General features: G+C 61.1%; 24 protein-coding genes and 1 pseudogene. 20 read left to right on the forward strand and 5 right to left on the reverse strand.

What is annotated here, in order from left to right; translation table 11 throughout:
* Positions 1–29 precede the first annotated feature (29 nt).
* On the reverse strand, positions 30–2,627 hold the full coding sequence (locus ACLF6L_RS04645; RefSeq protein WP_238617524.1) for a PEP/pyruvate-binding domain-containing protein: 2,598 nt from the start codon (positions 2,625–2,627) through the stop codon (positions 30–32).
* A 195-nt stretch (positions 2,628–2,822) separates the two neighbouring features.
* Here ACLF6L_RS04645 and ACLF6L_RS04650 point away from each other — a divergent pair, with 195 nt between their 5' ends.
* The 7 genes from ACLF6L_RS04650 to pufB (ACLF6L_RS04680) all read left to right on the forward strand — a co-directional run bounded on the left by ACLF6L_RS04650 (position 2,823) and on the right by pufB (ACLF6L_RS04680) (position 7,528).
* On the forward strand, positions 2,823–3,248 hold the full coding sequence (locus ACLF6L_RS04650) for a zinc-ribbon domain-containing protein (protein ID WP_008931735.1): 426 nt from the start codon (positions 2,823–2,825) through the stop codon (positions 3,246–3,248).
* 173 nt (positions 3,249–3,421) lie between these two features.
* Entirely contained in the window at positions 3,422–4,288 is an 867-nt protein-coding gene (gene bchL, locus ACLF6L_RS04655; RefSeq protein WP_008931734.1) for a ferredoxin:protochlorophyllide reductase (ATP-dependent) iron-sulfur ATP-binding protein, read from the forward strand.
* A 46-nt stretch (positions 4,289–4,334) separates the two neighbouring features.
* Positions 4,335–5,777, forward strand: coding sequence for a BCD family MFS transporter (locus ACLF6L_RS04660; protein WP_238617523.1), 1,443 nt, complete (start codon positions 4,335–4,337; stop codon positions 5,775–5,777).
* Positions 5,778–6,047: 270 nt separating this feature from the next.
* Positions 6,048–6,197 (forward strand): light-harvesting antenna LH1, beta subunit, encoded by a 150-nt coding sequence (gene pufB / locus ACLF6L_RS04665; RefSeq protein WP_008931732.1) that lies wholly within the window; start codon positions 6,048–6,050, stop codon positions 6,195–6,197.
* A 76-nt stretch (positions 6,198–6,273) separates the two neighbouring features.
* Positions 6,274–6,480, forward strand: coding sequence for a light-harvesting antenna LH1, alpha subunit (gene pufA, locus ACLF6L_RS04670; RefSeq protein ID WP_238617522.1), 207 nt, complete (start codon positions 6,274–6,276; stop codon positions 6,478–6,480).
* Positions 6,481–7,172: 692 nt separating this feature from the next.
* A complete protein-coding gene (gene pufA / locus ACLF6L_RS04675) occupies positions 7,173–7,373 on the forward strand; it encodes a light-harvesting antenna LH1, alpha subunit (RefSeq protein WP_238617521.1) in 201 nt (66 codons plus the stop codon).
* A 17-nt stretch (positions 7,374–7,390) separates the two neighbouring features.
* Positions 7,391–7,528, forward strand: a complete 138-nt coding sequence (gene pufB / locus ACLF6L_RS04680; RefSeq protein WP_008931729.1) for a light-harvesting antenna LH1, beta subunit — start codon at positions 7,391–7,393, stop codon at positions 7,526–7,528.
* Between the two features lie 207 nt (positions 7,529–7,735).
* Here pufB (ACLF6L_RS04680) and ACLF6L_RS04685 read toward each other — a convergent pair whose 3' ends face one another.
* The 4 genes from ACLF6L_RS04685 to flgA form a co-directional block, all read right to left on the reverse strand.
* Complete coding sequence (locus tag ACLF6L_RS04685; RefSeq protein ID WP_238617520.1) at positions 7,736–8,518, reverse strand: flagellar brake protein; 783 nt, start codon at positions 8,516–8,518, stop codon at positions 7,736–7,738.
* A 132-nt stretch (positions 8,519–8,650) separates the two neighbouring features.
* Entirely contained in the window at positions 8,651–9,136 is a 486-nt protein-coding gene (locus tag ACLF6L_RS04690) for a flagella synthesis protein FlgN (protein WP_412852472.1), read from the reverse strand.
* A 2-nt stretch (positions 9,137–9,138) separates the two neighbouring features.
* Positions 9,139–9,447, reverse strand: coding sequence for a flagellar biosynthesis anti-sigma factor FlgM (gene flgM / locus ACLF6L_RS04695; protein WP_238617518.1), 309 nt, complete (start codon positions 9,445–9,447; stop codon positions 9,139–9,141).
* A 101-nt stretch (positions 9,448–9,548) separates the two neighbouring features.
* Positions 9,549–10,283: a flagellar basal body P-ring formation chaperone FlgA gene (gene flgA / locus ACLF6L_RS04700; RefSeq protein WP_412852473.1), complete on the reverse strand. Its 735-nt coding sequence runs from the start codon at positions 10,281–10,283 to the stop codon at positions 9,549–9,551.
* A gap of 196 nt (positions 10,284–10,479) precedes the next feature.
* Between flgA and ACLF6L_RS04705 the strand changes: the two genes are divergently transcribed.
* The 13 genes and pseudogenes from ACLF6L_RS04705 (at position 10,480) to flgK (ending at position 22,134) form a co-directional block, all read left to right on the forward strand.
* Positions 10,480–11,412, forward strand: a complete 933-nt coding sequence (locus ACLF6L_RS04705) for a chemotaxis protein (RefSeq protein WP_412852474.1) — start codon at positions 10,480–10,482, stop codon at positions 11,410–11,412.
* Positions 11,413–11,582: 170 nt separating this feature from the next.
* Entirely contained in the window at positions 11,583–12,413 is an 831-nt protein-coding gene (locus tag ACLF6L_RS04710) for a CheR family methyltransferase (protein WP_238617515.1), read from the forward strand.
* Positions 12,414–12,597: 184 nt separating this feature from the next.
* On the forward strand, positions 12,598–12,996 hold the full coding sequence (flgB, locus tag ACLF6L_RS04715; protein WP_238617514.1) for a flagellar basal body rod protein FlgB: 399 nt from the start codon (positions 12,598–12,600) through the stop codon (positions 12,994–12,996).
* Positions 12,997–13,012: 16 nt separating this feature from the next.
* The gene (flgC, locus tag ACLF6L_RS04720) at positions 13,013–13,432 is read left to right on the forward strand and encodes a flagellar basal body rod protein FlgC (RefSeq protein ID WP_008931721.1); all 420 of its coding nucleotides are present in this window, start codon (positions 13,013–13,015) and stop codon (positions 13,430–13,432) included.
* A 12-nt stretch (positions 13,433–13,444) separates the two neighbouring features.
* Entirely contained in the window at positions 13,445–14,122 is a 678-nt protein-coding gene (locus ACLF6L_RS04725; RefSeq protein WP_238617513.1) for a flagellar hook assembly protein FlgD, read from the forward strand.
* 43 nt (positions 14,123–14,165) lie between these two features.
* Positions 14,166–14,654: pseudogene (locus ACLF6L_RS04730) on the forward strand (flagellar hook-basal body complex protein); the annotation flags it as partial.
* Complete coding sequence (locus ACLF6L_RS04735) at positions 14,631–15,920, forward strand: flagellar hook protein FlgE (RefSeq protein WP_412852750.1); 1,290 nt, start codon at positions 14,631–14,633, stop codon at positions 15,918–15,920. The pseudogene ACLF6L_RS04730 and the gene ACLF6L_RS04735, both read left to right, overlap by 24 nt.
* A 15-nt stretch (positions 15,921–15,935) precedes the next feature.
* Complete coding sequence (locus ACLF6L_RS04740) at positions 15,936–16,676, forward strand: flagellar basal body rod protein FlgF (protein ID WP_238617512.1); 741 nt, start codon at positions 15,936–15,938, stop codon at positions 16,674–16,676.
* Positions 16,677–16,709: 33 nt separating this feature from the next.
* A complete protein-coding gene (gene flgG / locus ACLF6L_RS04745) occupies positions 16,710–17,498 on the forward strand; it encodes a flagellar basal-body rod protein FlgG (RefSeq protein WP_008931717.1) in 789 nt (262 codons plus the stop codon).
* A gap of 61 nt (positions 17,499–17,559) precedes the next feature.
* Positions 17,560–18,255 (forward strand): flagellar basal body L-ring protein FlgH, encoded by a 696-nt coding sequence (gene flgH / locus ACLF6L_RS04750; RefSeq protein WP_008931716.1) that lies wholly within the window; start codon positions 17,560–17,562, stop codon positions 18,253–18,255.
* Between the two features lie 12 nt (positions 18,256–18,267).
* Positions 18,268–19,398: a flagellar basal body P-ring protein FlgI gene (locus ACLF6L_RS04755; protein ID WP_238617511.1), complete on the forward strand. Its 1,131-nt coding sequence runs from the start codon at positions 18,268–18,270 to the stop codon at positions 19,396–19,398.
* A gap of 14 nt (positions 19,399–19,412) precedes the next feature.
* Positions 19,413–20,426: a flagellar assembly peptidoglycan hydrolase FlgJ gene (gene flgJ / locus ACLF6L_RS04760; RefSeq protein WP_412852475.1), complete on the forward strand. Its 1,014-nt coding sequence runs from the start codon at positions 19,413–19,415 to the stop codon at positions 20,424–20,426.
* Positions 20,427–20,493: 67 nt separating this feature from the next.
* Entirely contained in the window at positions 20,494–22,134 is a 1,641-nt protein-coding gene (flgK, locus tag ACLF6L_RS04765; RefSeq protein WP_238617509.1) for a flagellar hook-associated protein FlgK, read from the forward strand.

The raw sequence follows: 22,134 nt of genomic DNA on the forward strand, positions 1-22,134 counted from the left end.
GGGCTTTTTTTCATCATTTTGCGCGGCGCTTAGATGCGTCTGAATGCACAGCACAGGACCTGCTGGCTGATGACGTCCGCCAGCAGTTTCATGTCCAGGGCACGCACATCGTGGATCTCCACGGTCGCGAGTACGGTCTCGTTCAGGCCTTCCACCAGATCGGGATCAATCGCTTCCCGAACGGCCTGGTGGAGCCGGTCCGGCCGGTAGTCCGTATGGGCCTCCCGGGGACGGAGGGCCACATAGGCAATGCCGGATTCCACCAGATCCTGGAAAAAGTGGGAACCATAGGACAAATCCGGAATCACGCCGCCGCCCAGTTCGGCGACCTCGATCAGGACCGCCATACGACTGATATCGGCAAAACGGATCGGCACGCCCAGTTCCGGCGTGCTGGTGCCCCAGCGTCCCGGGCCGATCAGCAGGGTAGGCTGGTCATCCCGATCCGACATGCGCCGGTTGAGTTGTCCCACCAGACGGGCCACGGTGTATTTTTGTTGCAGAGTCAGGGCGCTGTAGCGTTCACCATCCACGCGGATGATGCGTGCGATGGGTTGATCCAGACTGCCGCCCATGAAGTGCCCCTGGCTGCGGAACAGGATCGCGTCGTCATCGACGGTAGCGGGGATCCGGACCTGGTGGTTGCCGCCCTGGGTCTGCAGGGGGCGGCACTGCACCAGATTGAATGAAGGGCTGCCGTCCGCTCCCAGATGAACGGTGAATTCCACATCCACCGGATAGGCATACACCGACTCCAGTGTTTGTAAAAGCCCCTGAATCATGGGCACGAAGGATGTCTTCTCCAGTAACGGCCGGAAGGTCAGTCGCCACATCGGTGGTCCACCCAGGCTTCGGGATTGCTCGCTGGCTTCCCGGTCCGGTTCCCCGCACCATTGCAGCACATGATCCATGTCCGCCTCGACCAGATCCCGCAAGGGGCGACTGAGTAGTTCATTGTCCAGCACGTCCAGGGTGTCCACCTTGTGCTGGCAGAAACGACCATCGTCGGCATGGGCAAAGGGCCGCTTGAGCGGGTGATCCAGGGCAATGATGCAGGCATGGTCGCTATCGTTGCGATCCACGGCCCGCGTACCCAGCCCCATGACCAGGCGTACCATGCCCGCCGCCGGGTCCATGTCCCGGTCCCAGGCAAAGATGTTGCGGGAAACACCGACGCCGGCGGCATCCGGCAGGTAATGACGGCCATGGTAACGGCCGTTGACCCGCTGCAGCAGCAGGGCCATGGGCTCCTCCAGGTCGGCAAGGCCCCGCTGGCTGCGGTAGACCAGGGCGTCTTCGCTCATGGCGCTGGCAAAGACCCGGCAGATGGCCTGTTCCAGGGCTTCGAGCCGTTCCTCCGGGGTGCCCTGGTTGACGCAGAAGACGCTGTCGTATTTGCCGGCGAAGGCATTGCCGAAGCCATCCTCCAGCAGGCTGCTGGAACGCACCAGGATGGGATACTGGCCGAAGTAGTCCAGCATCCTGGCCAGCTCCTCGCGGATTTCATCGGGCAGGCGACCATGGAGCATGCGCTCGTGCAGGGCCTGGCCCTCGCTGTAATAGCCGTCCGGCGTGCGCTGACGCATGATCCTGGGCCACCAGCCGTTGTGTACCAGAAAGGAGTAGTAGACATCGGTACCCAGAAAGAAGGAATCATGGGGCTCCAGGCTCCGTTCCCAGGTATCCGGGTCTTCCCGCCGCAGGATTTGCCGTGCCAGGAGCATCCCCACTGCCTTGCCGCCGATATGACCGCTGCCGATCATGCGGGCACGGATGGCCATGAGATCCTCCAGGTGGAAATACCGGTGGGCCATGTCGAGGATGCGTTCGTCCCGACCCAGCATCACGCGGCACAGTCGTTCCACCTGGGCGGCCCGTCCGGCCTCGTCACCGGAGGTTTGCAGTTGTGCCGCGGCTTCCAGAAACAGGGCATTCCAGTAGTCCAGATGACGTTGCGGTTCCTGTACATGATCCCGCTCCAGGGCGGTCTGTACCCGGGTGGCATCGCTGCTGTCGATCACGGGGGAAAATCGGTCGTCCCGCCAGCGATGGGGCAGGAACATGGTGGGCGAGTGGCGCTTCCAGACCTTGACCGGCTGGACATGACATTCCTCGCGGGTGCGGCGCACATCGATCAGGACCTGGGTCGTCCGCCGGATGCGGGCCACGGTGTGATGGGAATGGCGATGGCGCAGAAGACCGAAGTAGGCCACCGTGTCCAACTCATACAGATAGGGGCAGACCACCTGGAAGAAGTTGCCCACCATCAGGTCCGTGGCCCAGGCGGAGAGCAGGTCGGAGAGACAGTCAAAGACATAGAATGCCCCCCTGCCATGGTCGGTGATCAACTGGTAGACGTGACAGGTAAAAGCCTCGAAGCCGCACAGGGCATCCAGCTGCACGATATGGACATCGGGCCCGGCCTCCACCAGGGGGGCATGGCGACCGAAGCGCAGGTAGATGATGGCACGCCGGCGTTCCCGGGCCGCGGCAAGAAAGGGATCGATGAAGCGCCGGTAGTCATCCATGTGGTCCACGCGCCAGACCACGTTGTCGCCGATGCGAAGGCTGTCGATCACGGCGTCCAGACCGTCCAGTCCGGTGGAAACCCTGTTGTCCCGATTCATCATGTCCTCTCCTGTTGATTGCCCTGCCAATGACCTGTGTCACACCGGTAAAGCCACTTGCCGCCCTGTGCCTATTCACCCGTTGCAGATCGCCTAGTATCATGGCTGGCTACGCCATCTGGCTCGGGTCGGATACACCGTTGTGTTTACCCGGCTGCCGGAATGCATGGCAATCAATTCTACAGGGGATCAGAAATGGCATTGATAGACTGTCCTGAATGCGGACGTCAGGTCTCGGACAAGGCGCCCACCTGCCCGGGTTGCGGTGCGCCCATTGCCCTGGAATCCGCCGAATCCACATCCTGGCAGGATACCGTCCAGGAGTCGGTCCAGCCCACCCCGGCACAGCAAGAGCCGGAGGTGGACGAGGAATGGCTGCGTGGCGAGCAGGAATACCTGGCCTTTACCGACCGGGTTCAGCGCCATCGCATCATGTCGGTGCTGCTTTTCTTCGGTGGCCTGAGTCTGGGTATGGGCATGAAGAGCTTCATGGGGACCAGTGGTGATGAAGGTCGCGCACTGGTCTTCTATATCGCTGATATCATGGTCTATGCGGGTATCATCTGGCTGTTCTACAACGAAGCCAGAAACCTCTGGTACCACCGCAAGCTGGGCGGTTGAAGAAAACCGCCCGGGGCAGCGTTTCTGCCGCACTGGTCCCGGCCCGGGATGGCCGGCAGGCCTTTTTCCCCGTTTTCCACGTCTCGTTTTCTCGGCGGGATTCTTGATGATCGCGTCGAAGGCATTTCCGAGGAGGCCACTGCGTGAATTCCACTTGCAATAACGACTGCCCCATGCCGCCCGATGGCGAAGGCAGTGTCCAGGTCGCCATGGACCCGAACCTGGACATCGGTTCGGCGCGCGTGTTTGCCATCTACGGCAAGGGCGGCATCGGCAAGAGCACCACGTCTTCCAATCTGTCGGCCGCCTTTTCCCGGCTGGGCAAGCGGGTGCTGCAGATTGGTTGTGATCCCAAGCACGACTCCACCTTCACGCTCACCAAGCGCATGGTGCCCACGGTCATCGACGTACTGGAGTCGGTGAACTTCCACGAGGAAGAGCTGCGTCCCGAGGACTTCGTCTTTGAAGGCTATAACGGCGTCATGTGCGTGGAGGCGGGCGGTCCCCCCGCGGGTACCGGCTGTGGTGGTTACGTGGTGGGACAGACGGTGAAACTGCTCAAGCAGCATCATCTGCTGGAGGACACCGACGTGGTGGTGTTCGACGTGCTGGGCGACGTGGTCTGCGGCGGCTTTGCCGCACCGCTCCAGCATGCCCACCAGGCATTGATCGTGACGGCCAACGACTTTGATTCCATCTTTGCCCTGAACCGCATCGCCGCCGCCATCGAGGCCAAGGCCAAGAACTATCAGGTGCGCATCGGTGGCGTCATCGCCAACCGCAGCGTGAACACCGACGAGATCGATCGTTTCAACGAAGCGGTGGGTCTCAAGCGTCTGGCCCATTTTCCGTTGCTGGACGTGATCCGGCGCAGTCGCCTGAAGAAGTCCACCGTGTTCGAAATGCCTCCCGAGGATGAACTCAAGATTGCCCAGGATGAATACATGCGCCTGGCGCAGTCCCTGCTGGACGGTGTGGAATCACAGCGGGCCAAGCCGATGAAGGATCGTGAAATCTTCGATTTCCTGGGATTTGACTGATGAGTGCTAACGTATCCGTTCAATCCACCTACGGGGAGTCCTGGTGATGAGCAAGGGTGTATCCGGTGCTTTCATGGGGCTGCTCGGTCGGTTCGGCACCAAGATCCTGCCGTTTGCCGATGCGGCCACCAAGGAGTTGCCGCTGCCGCGGCTGTTACGTCTGGCCCTGTTCCAGGTGGCCGTGGCCATGTCCATGGTGCTGCTCACCGGGACCCTGAACCGGGTCATGGTGGTGGAGCAGGGGGTCTCTGCCTGGATCGTGGCCTTGATGGTGTCGTTGCCCCTGTTGTTCGCGCCCTTGCGGGCGCTGATGGGGCATCGATCAGACAATCACCGCTCCGCTTTCGGCTGGCGGCGGGTGCCCTATCTGTGGATGGGGACACTGTTGCAGTTCAGCGGCCTGGCCATCATGCCCTTTGCCCTGCTGGTACTGGCGGACGGCAGCGGACCGGCCTTCCTGGGGCCGCTGTCGGCCGCCATCGCCTTCCTGCTGGTGGGGGCGGGCATGCATATGACCCAGACCGCCGGTCTGGCCCTGGCCACGGACCTGGCGGCTCCCGAGCAGCGTCCCCGTGTCGTGGCATTGCTGTACGTGGTGCTGCTGCTGGGCATGGTGCTGGCGTCCTCCGTCTTCGGTTTCCTGTTGACCGATTACACGCCGGGGCGTCTGATCGAAGTGCTGCAGGGCGTGGCCGTGCTGACCATCCTGCTGAACCTGGCGGCCCTGTGGAAGCAGGAGGCCATCAATCAGCAGCGGGCCAAGGCCAGGCATGAGCCCGGTGTTCCCTTCATGGAGGCTTGGCGATCCTTCAGCGGCATCGGGCATATTCGCCGCCTGCTGGTGGTGATCGCCCTGGGAACCGCCGGGTTCAACATGCAGGACATCCTGCTGGAACCCTACGGCGGCGAGATCCTGGGCATGTCGGTGGCGGCCACCACCACCCTGACTGCCACATGGGCCACCGGCATGCTGATCGCGTTTGCACTGGCGGCAAGGTTGCTGACCCGCGGCGCCAATTGCTACAGGATTGCCACCGTGGGGGCCGCAGTCGGCGTTCTGGCCTTCATCGTGGTCGTGATCGCCGTACCGATGGACTCCACCATTGTGTTCCGTGTCGGTGCCTTCCTGATCGGCTTTGGCGGCGGGTTGTTTGCAGTCTCCACCCTGCTGGCCATGATGGGGTTTGCCCGCAATGAGCAAAGCGGCATGGCGGTGGGTGCCTGGGGGGCGGTGCAGGCCACCGCCGCCGGTGGCGCCATCTTCCTGGGAGGGGCCATCCGCGATCTGGTCGGCTGGATCACGGGCAACGGCTGGCTGGGAGAGACCCTGGCGGCGCCGGCCACCGGATACCTGGCGGTCTACTATCTGGAGATCGCCTTGCTGCTGGCCGTGCTGGTGGTGATGATTCCTCTGCTGCGTGCCAAGGAAGAGCCGCCTGCCACCGGTCCACAGGGTAAGTTCGGTATGACTGATTTCCCGACTGTCTGAGGCCGGTTTGAAACCTTTATCCTCCTCTTCCCGTTCCGGTTTATGAACGGGGAGAGGAGGGGAGGCGAAAAACTTGACCCCGGTCAACGGCAGCGTCGCATTTGCTCCGAAACTCTGTTCTCCCCCGTTGACATGGAAATGTGTCAGCGTAGACTTACAACCAGACTCAAGGCAGGGGATTGAAGCCCGAATTCAGGGCTACGAAGCGAATACCGCTGCTGGAGTCGATGAATTCGAGTAGTCACAGCAAACCCTATGGAGGGTCTTTGAATGTCCGACGAATACGTGCAGAGCATTTCCGGTCTTACCGAAGAGCAGGCCAAGGAATTCCACGAGCAGTTCAAGACCACCTTCACCGTGTTCATGGCGCTTGCCGCTGCTGCCCACTTCCTCGTCTACGTGTGGAGACCGTTCTACTAAGAACGGTAACACCGCACGGTGATTCCGTGTGGCTTTGACTGAGTTTCAGTTCGAAAAAATTGACAGGGTGATTTCAATGAGCGAATACAGAGCAAAGCGGCCGAGCAACCCCTCCGACGATTGGAAGCTGTGGCTGGTGGTTAACCCCGGCACCTGGCTGATGCCGATCCTGATGGCTGTTCTGGTGGTTGCCCTGGCTGTGCACGCCTTCGTGTATGCCAATGACAACTACAACCCGCTGCGCAGCGACGTGACCACTGTGCAGGCTGAGGAAGTTGCCTGATAAGCCGACCACGGCTTTTCAGTGTGATTGTAGAAACGGCCGGCGAGTATTCGCCGGCCGTTTTTTTTCTGTCATATCGCTTTTAAAAGCTAAAGCAACCAGGCTCCGTGGGATGCATCTCATGATTGACCTGGTATAGCCCCCTTTATCAATGCTCAGCAGGCCTGGCAGAGGTTTTCAGGGGCTTGTAAGGGCATTTTCTTGCGCCTTTTGATGTGTGGGATTCGTGAGCTTGAAACTGTTCTGACGCCCTTTAAGACGCCTTTTTGAGAAACTGATCTGCGTCAGTAAAAGGTCCGTCGATCGCATTGTCGGTGCATGCCGGCGTTTGAGTGCGGATTTTTTAACTTCATGTTTTTAAAAGGGTAATGGTGGTTTTTTTAGGGCTTTTCGAAGGCTGTCGGGGTGTGGTGGGTCGCCTTGACATTTATGTCTGTCAACGTAGACTTACAACCATGCCGCAGCGGTATCCGAAGGTGCTTACTCTTCTTCGGTCAGCAAGGCAGAATATAAAACCCGATCAGGGAGACTTCAGTCGAAGTGTCTTGAGAAAAGTAAAGTAAAGAAAAGGACATGGAGACTGGGTGATTCAAGAGCACTTTGAGACAACCTTAACCGTTAGAATAAGCGGTGGTTGCAAACATCCTGGTCATCCATGATGGCCAAGGTTATAAACCAAGAGGGCAATATCAATGAGTGAATACAGACCGAGCAAGCCGAGCAATCCCAAAGACGATTGGAAGCTGTGGCTGGTGGTCAATCCCGGCACCTGGCTGATGCCGATCCTGATGGCTGTTCTCGTCGTGGCTCTGGCTGTGCACGCTTTCGTGTATGCCAATGACAACTACAACCCGCTGACCTTCGACGCCAGCGCTGTTGAAGCTTCTGAGTAACGAAAGGGGAATAGACCATGAATGACAGCATCTCCGGCCTGAGCGAAGAGCAAGCCAAGGAATTCCACGAGCAGTTCAAGACCACCTTCACCGTGTTCATGGTGATTGCTGCTGCTGCTCACTTCCTGGTGTTCCTGTGGAGACCCTTCTACTAAGAAGGTCTTGGCAGTTGCAGTATCAGCAGTGCAGGTAGAGGTGGCTTGAAAATACCCAAAAAGTATGTCGCATCGTGACTTTGCAGAGGCCGATGCCATACGGGCTTTCAGGCCCCTCTACCTTCCTTGTTTTCAGTACACATCCTTCTTCGTCTCTCTTTATCGCCTGTTGGCTTCTTGCCGCCCGCCTTTTGACCTTGACTTCCCCTATTGCCCGGGCGGATAAAAGGTCCTGTGTTCAGGTTCGCACTGCTGAACCCTTTCACGCTCCATGAATAGCAGGGTTCGCAGCAGTGCCTGCTCATCCGACTGGGAAAGATCATAAAATCTTCCGCCAACCAGCCTTGTGCCGGTTTCCTTGTCGTCGGAAGCAAAGCGGATCTGAATGCCACACTGGACAAGCTCGATGTCCGAAAAAGCGAGTTTGCTGAGGGTTAACAGATCCCTGGCGTGAATAGGGGTCTTGAGCGGGAACATGGCGCGCAGTCCTCCCAGCGATATATCCACCAGGTTGCCGGTGAACTGGCGTCCGTCCCTGTCCACCAGGGTGACGGGCGTGCCGGGTGAGTCATCAACGGGGGCACGGAAGTGGGCGCGTTTCTGCTCGCTGTCCAGTTCGGTGGGCATGGAGACCACATGGAAGGCTTCGCCATCGTGCTCTCCGGAGTGAAGCGCTTCGGCGCGAAAGTGCAGGCAGGACGCGTTGAGTACTGCATACATATGGATTTGCTGCCCTGCAGCCATGCGCAGATTGCCCTGATAAGGGGTCAGCTCGCTCAGGAAAAGCCATCCCCGTGACGGATCCATCCGGTTCAGGGTGCCATGGAAAAACTCCTGATCCTGGCCGAAGCGTATGCTGATGGAGGCGCGACGCGCTTCCAGGTCCCTGAGTAGAGCATTGATGCGCTCCTGCCGAGGGATATGTTCTCGCCGTGAGCCCGGCGGGGGACTGTGGGTGGTCGCCGATGTCTGATTGATGGGCTGATTCATGGGCCGGACCCTCCGCGCTCTATGACACCTCCAGGTATATGCTTTTTCTGGAGCCTATACTGAGGCTAGCACAGTCTGGGAAAGAATCAGCCCTTTCGTGCGCACGCAAGGGGGGCGGATGCCTGAGAGAGGTCAGGCCTTGGTGATGGTGCGGGACTTTCCCCCGGCGGAGGTGGGTTGCCCGCGGGGGCCGTACAACTCGGTGCGGGGGTCCTCGCCTCGCAGGATGTGCAGCGCCTGTTCCACATGGCGCCGCTTGGTTTCCACTACGCCGCCGTTGGCAAGATTCAGCTGACGGCAACGGGCCATGAGGTCCACCAGTCGATCCCATATCGGCGCCAGGACGCCCTCGGCATCCCAGTCGCGCAGGCAGCGGGCCATGCCCTGGGCATTGTTCTCATACCCCTCCCGCTTGAGCAGGGCACCCTGATCACGGGTCAGTTGCTCCAGTCGCTCAACCTGTTGCTGCTTTTGAGCGATGGCCAGGTTAAGGGTTTCCAGGTCCCGGGTGCTCAGGGCCTGTCCTTCCAGTTGCAGGGCATGTTCCAGGGCAGAGGCTTCCCGCACCGAATGGGTCAGGATCTGATCCAGTTGCTCCGGAAACGAGCGCATGTTCATGGCTAGAACAGGTCTTCAGTCTTCAGGATTTTGCTGGCCACGGACTCTGCGTTGATCTCATAGCGCCCTTCCTGGATGGCCTGACGGATAGCCGTCACCTTTTCCTGATCGACGGAGGGTTGTGCCCTGGCGTTCTGCTCCAGCGTGCTCAGGCGCCGGGCGGTTTCGGTCAGGGTGACCTTGTCGCCCACCGGACCGGAAAATCCCGTGCCACCGCCCGAGCGCGCGCCTTTGGCCACGTCGGAGGCACCACGGCTCTCCCCGGCGCTGCGCGGCTGAGTCTGGGTTAAATTCTTGATGTCGATGGACATATTGCGTTCCTCGCGTGCACTGAACGGCCACTTCTTAGAAATCGTATCGGCCGATTCGCGGGTTTCTTTAGGGGCAGTAGGGGCAGTCAGTGCAATTTGACTCACATATTAACACCCACCACCCCGGCTGACAGCACTCGACCTTCCACAATGCGCCGGGAGGACAGATTGCGAACCTGAACCCGGTCGCCATAGGCGCCGTCCGCGAGCGCCTGTCCCTCCATGCGCACGGAGATGGCGGTGTTTTGTGCCACCAGCATGACTTTCTGTCCTCGCTGCACCAGCCGCTGAGGTTCCACCATCTGGGGACTCAGGGCCGTACCGGCGGGCAGGGCCCGTCTGAGGACCATGTTGGTGACCGCCGTGGGTTCCGTGAGATACCCGCCGTGCATGCTGCCCAGGTCACGCAGTTCGAGCCGGATGTCACCCTCGGAGATCAGGGTGCCCCGGGGCAGGGCTCTTTCCAGAACCACGACCTCGCCACGGACGACAATCTGCATGGGTACGAAAAGGCTCCAGGGCGATGGAGTGGTGCAGCGAACGCCCACGGTGGTATGACCGGTCATCCTGGTGCCCGGCGGCAGAAAGGTTTCCAGTGGTCCATCGCAGGCCCTGAGTCGCAGACGCGGGTCCAGTGAACCCCGGTTGATACGTACGTCCACATACTCGCCGTGGTGGGCGCGTGCCTGTTGACCGAGAAATGTGCCGGCGGCCGTCAAAATGCTGTCGTGCGACTGCGTTTCGACCGCCATGAGATTGATGGGGGCGCAGATCAGCAAACTCGTGAAAAGACTCAGGCTGATCCCGTGGCGGCGCTTCCGGAAGTTGAAAAACATCGTGCTGCTACCTCGCTGGATGGTTCATCACCCATACCCGGGGGTATTTCAAGAAGCGCCGGATCTGTGGCGCATGATGTCCCTGGGGAGATAGTGTGCAAGATGAGGGCCAGAAAATTTTCAAGAAATCTTCGCCGTGGCCGATCATACTTCTGGATGAGAGGGTATGATCTGCAAACACCCGCGGGAGAGCCTGATGAGCAGCTTGCTGGATGACGTCGATCGTCGGACCCAGATGGTGGGGCAGAATCGTCTGGAACTGCTCCTCTTCACCCTGGGTAGCCGTCAGTTATTTGCCATCAATGTCTTCAAGGTGCGCGAGGTCATCACCTGTCCCGCCTTGAACCGGCTTCCCAGTGCCCACTCCATCATCCGCGGCGTGGCCACGTTGCGAGGCAAGACCGTGTCCGTGGTCGATCTGGCGCAAGCACTGGGCATGCCCCCCATTCCCTCCAGAGAGGGCGGTTCATTTGTCATTCTTACCGAGTTCAACCGTTCCGTACAGGGGCTTCTGGTGGCGTCGGTGGATCGCATCATCAATCTCAACTGGGATCAGATTCATCCACCTCCCCGGGGCACGCACAAGGACAGTTTCCTGACGGCCGTGACCCAGGTCGATAATCGTCTGGTGGAGATCATCGACGTGGAAAAGGTGCTGGAGATGATCACCGGTCCGGCAAGGGACGTCAGTGACTCGCTGCTGTCCAACATTCAGGAAGGGGGGAGGGTGCGTCGAGCCTTGGTCGCCGACGATTCGGCAGTGGCGCGCAGGCAGATCGTGCGTGCCCTGACCCAGATGGGCGTGGAATCCGTGGTGGTGAACGACGGCAGGCAGGCGCTGGACAAGTTACTGGAACTGGCTGCCCAAGGTCCCATCGAGCAGCAGATCGGGTTGGTAATCTCGGATATCGAGATGCCTGAGATGGATGGTTACACGCTGTCCTCCACCATCCGCAAGGAGCCGGCCCTGTCCCGTCTGCATGTGGTGCTGCATTCCTCCCTGAGTGGAACCTTCAACGAAACCCTGGTCCGCAGGGCGGGAGCAGACCGTTTTCTGCCCAAGTTCAGTCCGGATGAGCTGGCGGAGGTCGTGCTGGGATACCTTCAGGGGGATGATGCCGCTCAATGAGAACGTCACGGTCGGCAGGATCATGCCGCCCGGCGGTCATTGCGTGCCCCTTGAACGGTGGTTCGGCATACCCCCTTCGGGGGATCCCGAAGGTATACTGTGTACCATCCATATGCCGTTCGATGGTTTGTGTTCTATAACGAAAGATTGATCCATAACAGGAAACCACCTTGTCAGGCCCTATCGAATCTCAGGATTACGAGGATTTCAGGCTGTTTCTGGAGAAGTCCTGTGGACTGGTCCTGGGGGAAAACAAGCACTACCTGGTGAACAGCCGCCTGTCGCGGCTCATGGGCGAGTTCTCGGTTTCTTCCGTGAGCGAGCTGCTCAGGCAGCTCAAGCTGGGGCGGAATCCCGGGCTGCGAGAGCGGGTGATCGAGGCCATGACCACCAACGAAACCTACTGGTTTCGGGACGTGTTTCCCTTTGAGATCCTCAAGAACCAGATCTATCCGGAACTGGCAAAGCAGAAGGGGGCGGGATACGCCCCGCGCATCTGGTCTGCCGCCTGCTCATCCGGACAGGAAGCCTATTCCATCAGCATGGGGTTCAGTGAATACCAGCAATCCCGCCCCGGCAGCCTGCGGGATGTGCAGATCCTGGGCACGGACATCTCCGGCGCGGTGCTCAAGGAAGCGCGAGAGGCCAGCTACGATTCCCTGGCCGTCGCCCGCGGCCTGTCCCTTGAGCGACGCCAACGTTTCTTCGTGCAGAATGGCGATCGCTGGTCTCTCCGGCCCGACATCAAGGCCCGCGCCACCTTCCGTGAATTCAATCTCATGGACAGCTACACCCTGCTGGGGCGTTTTGATGTGGTGTTCTGTCGCAATGTCTTGATCTACTTCTCCATTGACTCCAAGAAGCTGATTCTCAAGCGTATCTCCCAGATTCTCAATCCGGGTGGTTATCTTTTCCTGGGGGCCTCCGAGTCCATGGCCAATTATTCCGACGCCTTTGAAATGGTGCGTTGCAATCCGGGCGTTGTATATCGCCTGCGCTGAAAGCACAGGCGTCAATAACCCGACCCGCTCCATGGGCCGGGACCTTGCGAACGGCGGTATCTTGCCGTGGCAGCCTCTCCGATTCCGGGTGCCTTTCCCTTAAGTCTCTAAAATAACGAGACTTTCTTTTATGGCACGTTGATTGCATTTTCGACCTTCAGGAACATTTCTTGAGGTCGAGTCCATGCCACTTTCCATAGACAGGGCCATTGGTATCCACGGCGATGCGCTGCAGGTGCGCTCAAAGCGCCTGGAGTTGCTCGCCTCCAACATCGCCAATTCCGACACCCCCAACTACAAGGCACGGGACCTGGATTTTCGTCAGGTGCTCAGTCGTGCGCATCAGCCCGATGCCCTGGGCCTGCGCCTTACCCACGCCGCCCATATTGCCACTGATGCCTCGGGTCAGGCTCTGGGTGAGCCGCTCTATCGGGTGCCCACCCAGCCATCCCTGGATGGCAACACGGTGGATCCTCAGTTGGAGCAGGCGGCCTTTGCCGAAAATACCGTGCAGTATCAGGCCAGCCTGGATTTTCTCAGCAAGAAATTCAGCGGCCTGCGCACGGCCCTCAAAGGCGAATAGGCCGGGAGATTAAGTCATGAGCAACATGTTCAAGATCTTCGACGTCTCCGGTTCGGCGCTGAGCGCCCAGTCGGTACGTTTGAATACCATCGCCAGCAACATGGCCAATGCCCAGGTGGCCAGCACCACCCCCGAGCAGGCCTACCGCTCCAAGCAGCCGGTGTTCCAGACCGTGATGGACCAGTTCGGCGGCAGTGCGTCCACTTCTCCGGTACGGGTGGCCGGCATCGTCGAGAGCCAGGCCGAGCCCTTCGTGAAATATGAGCCTCATCATCCGCTGGCCAATGAACAAGGGTATGTCTACATGCCCAACGTCAATCTGGTGGACGAGATGGCCAACATGATTTCCGCGTCCCGTAGCTACGAGAACAACGTGGAAGTGATGAATACCACCAAGCAATTGCTATTGCGAACTCTGCAACTGGGCCAGTCATAGGAGGGATGAACCATGAGCGTCATTGATGCCAACACCCTGGCCAGTCTGGGCCTGACCTCGGCCGCCGGACAGAAAAAGGAATCCAGCCGGGACGAATTGGGACAGGCGGATTTCTTCAAGCTGATGATCACCCAGTTGCAGAACCAGGACCCCTTCGAACCCATGGAAAGTGGTGATTTTCTGGGCCAGATCGCCCAGTTCGGCACGGTCAACGGAATTGGTGAGCTGCAGAAATCCTTTGACGGCATTGCCCAGGCCATGCAGGCCAATCAGACCCTGCAGGCCGCCGCCCTGGTGGATCGCGAGGTGCTGATTCCGGTGGATCTGGCGGTGCTGGGTGAGGAGGGCGGTATCCGCGGCGGGGTGGATCTGAAAGCCTCCGCCAATGATTTGACGGTGAACGTCTACAACGAGGCGGGTGTACTGGTGCGTCGCATCCCCATGGGTGGGCAGGGGAGTGGCATGAAATCCTTTGTCTGGGACGGCATCACCACGGACGGCGAGCGGGCACCACCGGGGGTGTATGAGTTTCGTGCCGAGGCCCAACTCGACGGCCAGACCAGCCAGCCCCAGACCCTGCTCAATGCACGGGTGGACAGTGTGCGTACCGGGCAGGCCGGCGGGGGAGTCACGCTGATCGTGGAAGGTTTCGGTGAGATCGACCTGGCCACGGTCCGGCAGATCGGTTGAGACGCGTCTTTTAGAAACAAGCCAATAAACTGAGGGTTACACCATGCCATCATTCAATATCGGTCTGACCGGTCTGAACGCGGCCTCATCGGATCTGCAGGTGACGGGGCATAACATCGCCAACTCCTCCACGGCGGGTTTCAAGCGCTCCCGTGCCGAGTTCGCGGATGTGTTTGCGCTGTCCTATACCGGGGTCTCGAAGACCGCCACCGGGAGCGGCGTGAATCTGGCGTCCGTGACCCAGCAGTTCACCCAGGGTGACCTGAACTTTACGGACAATAACCTGGATCTGGCCATCAATGGTCAGGGCTTTTTCATCCTGGACCGCGGCGGCATCACTGAATACACCCGCGCCGGACAGTTCCAGGTGGATCGGGAAGGCTTCATGGTCAATGCCGCCGGGCAGCGCCTGATGGGGTATCCGCCCGACGGCGGAAACCTGCTGCAGCCGATCCGGCTCACGACGGGTGACGCCGCACCGCGTCCGACCACGACCATTGATGCCTTGATGAACCTCAGCTCCGAGGCCGATCCCCTCGGTGGTGTTCAACATGTCAACCTGAGAGGGGAGGTGACGCCACAGGAACTGTTGAATGTCCTGACCGTGCCGGGCGGACTCAACGATATTGACGACATCACGATTGCATTGAATGCCGCGGGCGAAGTGGAAATTCAGAACAATACGGGCCAGGAACTGAGATTTGGTTCACCCAGCAATGTCGTGGTACCGGGTGACGGCACTGCCACGCAGCTGGATGCTTCGGTTTTGCAGCCGGGACAGCGTCTGACGTGGAATTTCGATGGGGATCTCGGTACGGGTCGCACCAGCGAGCTGCCGGCGACAGTGACGGCAAATTATCTTGAGGCGGCGATCAGCGGCCTTATTCCCGGTGTGACGGCGGTGGCGCAAGCGGACGGATCCATCAACGTCACCAACAACACCAGCAATCCCGTGACGATCAACTTCCCCGGCGGGGAATTCAGTCTTGGCACTTCGGATTCGGGGTCCATCACGGCCGCCGACATTGACGACATGGAGCCCGGTCAATTCATTACCCTGACATCGGCCGGTGAAGTCCAGGCGATAGACCCCCAGGATCCGGATACCTTCAACTATTCAACTTCACTGACCGTCTATGATTCGCTGGGGTCTGCCCGGACGGTGTCCCTGTTCGTGCAGCGCCAGCCTCCACCCGAGGAAAAGACCTGGGACGTGGCCGCCTACATGGATATCGGCGGAGAGCAGGTCAAGGTGGGCGAGAGCAAGCTGGCATTCAAGAACGACGGCACACTGGACAAAACCGCCACCCAGCCGTTGGTTCTCAGTGCTTCCGGATTGCCCAACGGTGCAGCGGACCTGAACATCGAAGTGGACTTCGGCCAGACCACCCAGTATGGCAACAAATTCAGCGTCGCCGCGTTGAGGCAGGACGGTTATGCCGCCGGCCAGCTGGTGAGCGTGGACGTGGACACGGACGGTACCGTGTTTGCCCGCTATTCCAACGGCGCGAATCGTCCGCTGGGGCAGGTGGCGCTGGCCAACTTCGACAACCCCCAGGGGCTGCAGCCTGTGGGCGGGACCAACTGGGTGGTGTCGTCCAGCTCCGGCGAGCCCCTGCTGGGGCGTGGTGGCGAGTCCAATTTCGGACTGATCCAGGGCGGCGCCTATGAGGCGGCCAACGTCAACATCGCCGATCAGCTGGTCAAGCTCATCACCGCCCAGCGCAACTTCCAGGCCAATGCCCAGGTGATCAGCACCGCCGACACCCTGACGCAGACCATCATCAACATCCGTTAACGGAGGTAACGACTGATGGACCGCATGCTCTACATCGCCATGACCGGCGCTCGGGAGGCCGCGCACTCCCAGCAGGTCAACACCCACAACCTGGCCAATGCCAACACCACCGGGTTTCGCAAGAGCCTGGAGGTGTTCACCAACCATCCCCTGCGGGGGCCGGTGTTCGACAGCCGGGACTATGCCCAGCTTCAGGCCGTGGAGGCGGACTTCACCCACGGTCCGCAGGTTGCCACCGGCCGGGATCTGGACGTGGCGGTGCAGGGTGACGGCTGGATTGCGGTCCAGGCCCTGGACGGTACCGAGGCCTACACCCGGGCAGGCAATTTCAAGGTGAACAACGTGGGCCTGCTCACCACCGGTGATGACCTGCCGGTACTGGGCGAGGACGGTCCCATCGCCATCCCGCCCTTCGAGACCATTCTCGTCGGCGGTGACGGCACCATCAGCATCCGCCCCCTCGGCCAGGAGGCCAACGTCCTGGCCGAAGTGGGACGAGTGAAGTTGGTCAATCCGCCCCTGGAGGCACTGGCGCGGGGCGAGGACGGCCTGTTTCGTCGGGGAGACGGCCAGGTGGAGCCGGCCGATGCCGCCGTTTCACTGACCTCCGGGATGCTCGAAGGCAGCAACGTCAACACCGTGGAAGCCATGGTCAACATGATCGAGCTGGCACGGAATTACGAAACCTACGTGAAGCTCATGAAGACCGCCGAAGATCTGGATCGCAGCAGCGCCCAGCTGTTGCGCATGTCCTGATCGGCCGGCCATGCCTAGCAGGAGGACAAGATCATGAATCAAGCACTCTGGATTGCCAAGACCGGGCTGGATGCCCAGCAGACCCGCATGTCGGTGGTCTCCAACAACCTGGCCAACGTGAATACCACGGGCTTCAAGAAGGGGCGCGCCTCGTTCGAGGATCTGATCTACCAGACCGTGCGCCAGCCGGGTGCCCAGGCGGCGCAGAACAATCAGCTGCCCACCGGTCTGATGACCGGGGTAGGGGTGCGCACCGTGGCCACCGACAAGATCTTCACCCAGGGCAACCATATCCAGACCGACAATGCCCTGGACATCTCCGTTCAGGGGCGGGGGTTCTTCGAGATCCTGACTCCCGAGGGCAACATCGCCTATACCCGGGACGGCAGCTTCCAGCTCAATGCCGATGGTCAGGTGGTCATGTCCAACGGCTTTGAGCTGCAGCCGGGCATCTTCATTCCGGAAGGCGCCACCAGCATCACCGTCAGCCAGGACGGTATCGTCAGCGTCACCCTGGCCGGTCAGGAAAATGCCCCGGTGGAAGTGGGCAACATCCAGCTGGCCGACTTCATCAATCCCGCCGGCCTGCAGCCCATCGGCCAGAACCTGTTCATCGAAACCGCCGCCAGCGGCGCGCCCCAGCAGGGCAATCCCGGCCAGGACGGTCTGGGCCGTCTGATGCAAGGCTCCCTGGAGAGTTCCAACGTGAACATCGCCGAGGAGCTGGTGAACATGATCGAGACCCAGCGGGCCTACGAGATCAATTCCAAGGCCATTTCCACCTCCGACCAGATGATGCAGTACATCAACAACAATCTGTGATCCCGGCCCGATTCATGACCGAAGGTAGCCCATCATGAACACCCGAAACCTGAAAACTCCAATGCGGCCGCCGCTTGCCCTTGCGGGCCTGCCCCTGGCATGTCTTCTGGTGGTCATGAGCGGCTGCGCCACGGTGAAGCCGGTGGAGCGGGGCGACAATCCCAACTTCGCCACCGTCATGCCGCCCATGCCCATACCGCCGGAACACAACAACGGCGCCATCTTCCAGCCCACGGCGGTGCAGGGCCTGTTTGCCGACTACAAGGCTCGCCAGGTGGGGGATGTCCTCACGGTGCTGTTGGCGGAAAGGACCCAGGCCAGCAAGTCGGCCAGTACCTCCACCAGCAAGGAGTCCAGTGTGAGCATGGCCAACCCCACCATCCTGGGGCGGCCGGTCACCCACAACGGGCGTCCCCTGCTCAACACCGAGATCAGTGGCAACCGGGATTTCGACGGCCAGGGCAATGCTTCCCAGAGCAACCGGCTGGACGGCTCCATCACCGTGATGGTGTCGGAGGTGCTGCCCAACGGCAACCTGGTGGTACAGGGAGAGAAGTGGCTGAAGATCAACCAGGGCGAGGAGTACATCCGGCTAAGGGGAATCGTCCGACCCGTGGACATCCGCGCCGACAACACCATCCTTTCCACCCAGGTGGCCTCTGCCCAGGTGGCCTATGGGGGGCGGGGTGCCCTGGCCGACAGCAACCGCCAGGGCTGGTTGAGCCGATTCTTCAACAGCCCCGTGTGGCCTTTCTAGGAGTGCCGCGCCATGTCTAACAACATACGTACAGTACTGATCGTCTGGGCCGTGACACTGCTGGTGCTGTCCCTGATCCTCCCCTCCGGCGCGGGCGCGGCGGAGCGTGTCAAGGACATGGCCTCGGTGGCCGGCGTCCGAAGCAACCAACTGGTGGGTTACGGCCTTGTCGTGGGTCTGGACGGCACCGGCGACCAGACCACCCAGGCACCGTTCACGGTGCAAAGCCTCAAGAACATGCTGGGTCAGCTGGGTGTCACCGTGCCACCCAACGTCAATCCCCAGTTGCGCAACGTGGCGGCGGTGATGATCCATGCCGACCTGCCGCCCTTTGCCAAGCAGGGCCAGACCATCGACGTCACGGTATCTTCCATCGGCAACGCCGGCAGCCTGCGGGGCGGCACCCTGCTCATGACCCCGCTCAAGGGGGCGGACGGCCAGACCTATGCCATTGCCCAGGGCAATCTGATCGTGGGCGGCTTCGGCGTGGCCGGCGCCGATGGCTCCCGGGTCAGCGTGAATGTCCCCAGCGTGGGCCGCATTCCCAATGGTGCCACGGTGGAGCGCGAGGTGCCCTCGGCCTTTGCCCAGGGTGATCACGTCACCCTGAATCTGCACCGCCACGACTTCACCACCGCCAATCGCCTGAGTGATGCCATCAATGATGCCATGGGACCCGGAACCGCCCGGCCGATGGACGGTTCCTCGGTACGGGTCAGCGCGCCGCGGGATCCGGGGCAGCGAGTGTCCTTCATCTCGGTGCTGGAAAACCTGCGGGTCCAGCCCGGTGAGCCGCCGGCCAAGGTGATCGTCAACTCCCGCACCGGCACGGTGGTGATCGGCAGCAATGTACGGGTGATGCCGGCGGCGGTGTCGCACGGCAGCATGACGGTGACCATCACCGAGCGCGCCCAGGTCTCCCAGCCCGCCCCCTTCGGGCAGGGCGAGACGGTGGTGACGCCGCAAACGGATATCGAGGTGACGGAAGAAGACGGCCGCATGTTCCTGTTCAATCCCGGCGTGACCCTGGACGAAATCGTCCGGGCCGTGAATCAGGTAGGCGCGGCTCCCGGTGATCTGGTCTCCATCCTGGAAGCCCTGCGCGAGGCCGGCGCCCTGCGCGCCGAGCTGATCGTCATCTGACGGGGGGAGCGCACATGACCAGCCACATCGCCGACAGTTACCACTACACCGACATGCACGGTCTGGCGGAACTGCGTGCCCGTACCCAGTCCGGGTCCGCGGAGGCGTCGGACGAGGTGGCGCGTCAGTTCGAGGCCCTGTTCATCCAGCAGATGCTCAAGAGCATGCGGGCCGCCATGCCCACGGATGGTGGGCTCACCGGCGAGCACACCCGTTTCTTCCAGGGCATGTTCGATCAGCAGATCGCCCTGGACATGGCCCGGGGCAACGGCATCGGTCTGCGGGAGCAGGTCATGCGTGAGCTGACGGGCATCGGCGCCGATGCCGGGTCGATGTCGACGGGAGCACTGAACATGCCCGTGCACCGGATCCCGGTGGTGCGCTCGGCAATCGAAGCAGCCGCGATGACGGGTGCCTCGAAGGCATCCGAGGCAGCGACGGTGAAGGATGCCGCGAGGGCCTCGAAGGTGACGAGGGCCGCCCGGGCGGGTGATGGCACGGCGGCCGAAGGTCCCTGGTCTCCGGGGTCTCCACGGGAGTTCATCCGGGATCTCTGGCCCCATGCCCAGCAGGCCGCCAGGGCTCTGGGAGTGGCCCCGGAGGTGCTGGTGGCCCAGTCCGCCCTGGAGACCGGCTGGGGGCGCCACGTCATCCGGCATGGTGATGGCCGCAGCAGTCACAATCTGTTCGGCATCAAGGCCGATCGCCGCTGGGAGGGAGAGCGGGCCCATGTGCAGACCCTGGAGTATGTGAATGATGTCCCCGAATTGCAGCGGGCGGCCTTTCGCTCCTACGGCAGCCTGGCGGAAAGCTTTGCCGATTACGTGAACTTCCTGCAGACCAATCCCCGCTATCGCCAGGCCCTGGAAGTGGCGGGGGATGCGGAGGCCTATGTCAGGGGCCTGCAGGCGGCCGGTTATGCCACCGACCCGGCCTATGCCGACAAGATTCTCAATATCCTGGAACGCGGCACCTTGAGTGACACCCTGGCGGCACTCAAGTCCGGCACCTTGCCGCCGACAATCTGACGGAGGGAAGCACCATGTCCATGTATTACATCGAGTATCAGGCGGAGCGGTTCGCCGGGAGGCTGTCATGACCAGCGGACTGTTCAACATTGCGACCTCGGCACTCAACACGGCCCAGCGGGCGCTGGACACCACGGGGCATAACATCGCCAACGTCAACACGGAGGGTTACAGTCGCCAGCGCGCGGAAGTGGCCACCCGGCCGGCTCAGTTTTCGGGGGGGGGATACATCGGCAAGGGCGTGCAGGGTACGACCATCCGCCGCATGTATGACGAATTCATCCAGACTCAGCTACGCAACACCACTTCCACCAGTCGCTACTACGACACGCTTTATGACTCCCTGAGCCGGGTGGACAATCTGGTGGCGGATCCCTCCGCGGGTTTGGCCCCTGCCTTGCAGGGTTTCTTTTCCGCGGTGCAGGGGGTGGCGAACGACCCCACTTCCAGCGCCAACCGCACCGTGCTGCTCGCGGAAGCGGAATCGCTGGTGGATCGGTTCAATTTTCTGCATCAGCGATTCCAGGATCAGCAGTTCATCGTCGATGGCCAGATCGGCGATTCGGTCCAGGAAATCAACAGTATCACCGACGCCCTTGCCCGCTTGAACGCCCAGATCGTCAGTGCCCAGGGCCGGGGACAGCCGCCCAACGATCTCCTGGACAAGCGGGATCAGCTGATCCTGGAGCTGTCGGGTTATGTGGATGTGACCACGGTCGAGCAGGACGATGGGGCGATGAATGTCTTCATCGGGCGTGGGCAGGGAGTGGTCCTGGGAAACCGGGCAACGCCCCTGAACGCGGTGCCTTCCACTCCCGGCATGCCCCTGGAAATCCGGCTCGGCACGGGAGACAAGGCCGTCGACATCACCCGTCAGATGACGGGTGGGCAGCTGGGAGGACTGCTGGAAGTCCGCAATAACGTGCTGGATGTGGCCCACAACGAGTTGGGTCGGGTGGCGGTGGGGCTTGCCCTGGCGTTCAATGACCAGCATCGGCAAGGTTATGATCTGCTGGGGGAGACGGACAAGGCGTTTTTCAAGGTGCCAACCCCGGAAGTGTTGCCGGGCAAGGGGGTCTCGGGCCCCAATCCCACGGTGACTTTCGATACCGACCCGAGTCAGTGGGGGCAGCTCAAGGCCAGCGACTACCGGTTGACGCATGAAGGTGGCGAATGGCATCTGACCCGTGTGTCGGACGGTCGGAAATTGGGGAGTTACGGCGCGGGGGATGAGATCAAGGTGGACGGTCTGGTCATCACCATGCCTGCCTCGGGGTCCGCTGGAGACAGTTTCCTCATCCGTCCCACCCGCAATGCCTCGGCGGACATTGCCGTGACCATCAAGAACCCCGAGGAGATCGCGGCGGCCGGCCAGCCGGGCGGCGTCGGCGACAACCGCAATGCCCTGGCATTGGCGAAGGTTCAGACCACCAACTTCCTCAATGGCGGTACTACCTCCCTGGAAGGGGCCTATGATGGACTGGTGGGCAGGATCGGTACGAGAACCCGCCAGGCCGAGGTGGCTTCCCTGGCCCAGGAGCGGCTGCTGGCGGATGCCAAGGCCCAGCGGGAAAGCGTGTCCGGCGTGAACCTGGATGAAGAAGCCGCCAACCTGCTGCGCTATCAGCAGGCTTACCAGGCGTCGGCCCAGATCATTGCCATCACCAACACCCTGTTCGATACCCTCATCGGGGCAGTGAGGCGCTAG

The sequence above is a fragment of the Ectothiorhodospira shaposhnikovii genome (assembly GCF_047222355.1).
Taxonomy (GTDB): domain Bacteria; phylum Pseudomonadota; class Gammaproteobacteria; order Ectothiorhodospirales; family Ectothiorhodospiraceae; genus Ectothiorhodospira.

What these genes read in the sequence shown, in the direction of transcription:
- ACLF6L_RS04685 (WP_238617520.1), bottom strand. Translation starts at nt 8,518, where the DNA reads ATGAATCAGCCCATCAATCAGACATCGGCGACCACCCACAGTCCCCCG.
- pufA (WP_238617522.1), top strand. Translation starts at nt 6,274, where the DNA reads ATGAGCGAATACAGAGCAAAGCGGCCGAGCAACCCCTCCGACGATTGG.
- flgB (WP_238617514.1), top strand. Translation starts at nt 12,598, where the DNA reads ATGCCACTTTCCATAGACAGGGCCATTGGTATCCACGGCGATGCGCTG.
- ACLF6L_RS04645 (WP_238617524.1), bottom strand. Translation starts at nt 2,627, where the DNA reads ATGAATCGGGACAACAGGGTTTCCACCGGACTGGACGGTCTGGACGCC.
- flgJ (WP_412852475.1), top strand. Translation starts at nt 19,413, where the DNA reads ATGACCAGCCACATCGCCGACAGTTACCACTACACCGACATGCACGGT.
- ACLF6L_RS04690 (WP_412852472.1), bottom strand. Translation starts at nt 9,136, where the DNA reads ATGAACATGCGCTCGTTTCCGGAGCAACTGGATCAGATCCTGACCCAT.
- flgA (WP_412852473.1), bottom strand. Translation starts at nt 10,283, where the DNA reads ATGTTTTTCAACTTCCGGAAGCGCCGCCACGGGATCAGCCTGAGTCTT.
- ACLF6L_RS04755 (WP_238617511.1), top strand. Translation starts at nt 18,268, where the DNA reads ATGTCTAACAACATACGTACAGTACTGATCGTCTGGGCCGTGACACTG.
- flgG (WP_008931717.1), top strand. Translation starts at nt 16,710, where the DNA reads ATGAATCAAGCACTCTGGATTGCCAAGACCGGGCTGGATGCCCAGCAG.
- flgH (WP_008931716.1), top strand. Translation starts at nt 17,560, where the DNA reads ATGCGGCCGCCGCTTGCCCTTGCGGGCCTGCCCCTGGCATGTCTTCTG.
- pufB (WP_008931729.1), top strand. Translation starts at nt 7,391, where the DNA reads ATGAATGACAGCATCTCCGGCCTGAGCGAAGAGCAAGCCAAGGAATTC.
- pufB (WP_008931732.1), top strand. Translation starts at nt 6,048, where the DNA reads ATGTCCGACGAATACGTGCAGAGCATTTCCGGTCTTACCGAAGAGCAG.
- ACLF6L_RS04660 (WP_238617523.1), top strand. Translation starts at nt 4,335, where the DNA reads ATGAGCAAGGGTGTATCCGGTGCTTTCATGGGGCTGCTCGGTCGGTTC.
- ACLF6L_RS04650 (WP_008931735.1), top strand. Translation starts at nt 2,823, where the DNA reads ATGGCATTGATAGACTGTCCTGAATGCGGACGTCAGGTCTCGGACAAG.
- bchL (WP_008931734.1), top strand. Translation starts at nt 3,422, where the DNA reads ATGCCGCCCGATGGCGAAGGCAGTGTCCAGGTCGCCATGGACCCGAAC.
- ACLF6L_RS04740 (WP_238617512.1), top strand. Translation starts at nt 15,936, where the DNA reads ATGGACCGCATGCTCTACATCGCCATGACCGGCGCTCGGGAGGCCGCG.
- ACLF6L_RS04705 (WP_412852474.1), top strand. Translation starts at nt 10,480, where the DNA reads ATGAGCAGCTTGCTGGATGACGTCGATCGTCGGACCCAGATGGTGGGG.
- ACLF6L_RS04735 (WP_412852750.1), top strand. Translation starts at nt 14,631, where the DNA reads ATGAACCTCAGCTCCGAGGCCGATCCCCTCGGTGGTGTTCAACATGTC.
- pufA (WP_238617521.1), top strand. Translation starts at nt 7,173, where the DNA reads ATGAGTGAATACAGACCGAGCAAGCCGAGCAATCCCAAAGACGATTGG.
- ACLF6L_RS04725 (WP_238617513.1), top strand. Translation starts at nt 13,445, where the DNA reads ATGAGCGTCATTGATGCCAACACCCTGGCCAGTCTGGGCCTGACCTCG.
- flgK (WP_238617509.1), top strand. Translation starts at nt 20,494, where the DNA reads ATGACCAGCGGACTGTTCAACATTGCGACCTCGGCACTCAACACGGCC.
- flgM (WP_238617518.1), bottom strand. Translation starts at nt 9,447, where the DNA reads ATGTCCATCGACATCAAGAATTTAACCCAGACTCAGCCGCGCAGCGCC.
- flgC (WP_008931721.1), top strand. Translation starts at nt 13,013, where the DNA reads ATGAGCAACATGTTCAAGATCTTCGACGTCTCCGGTTCGGCGCTGAGC.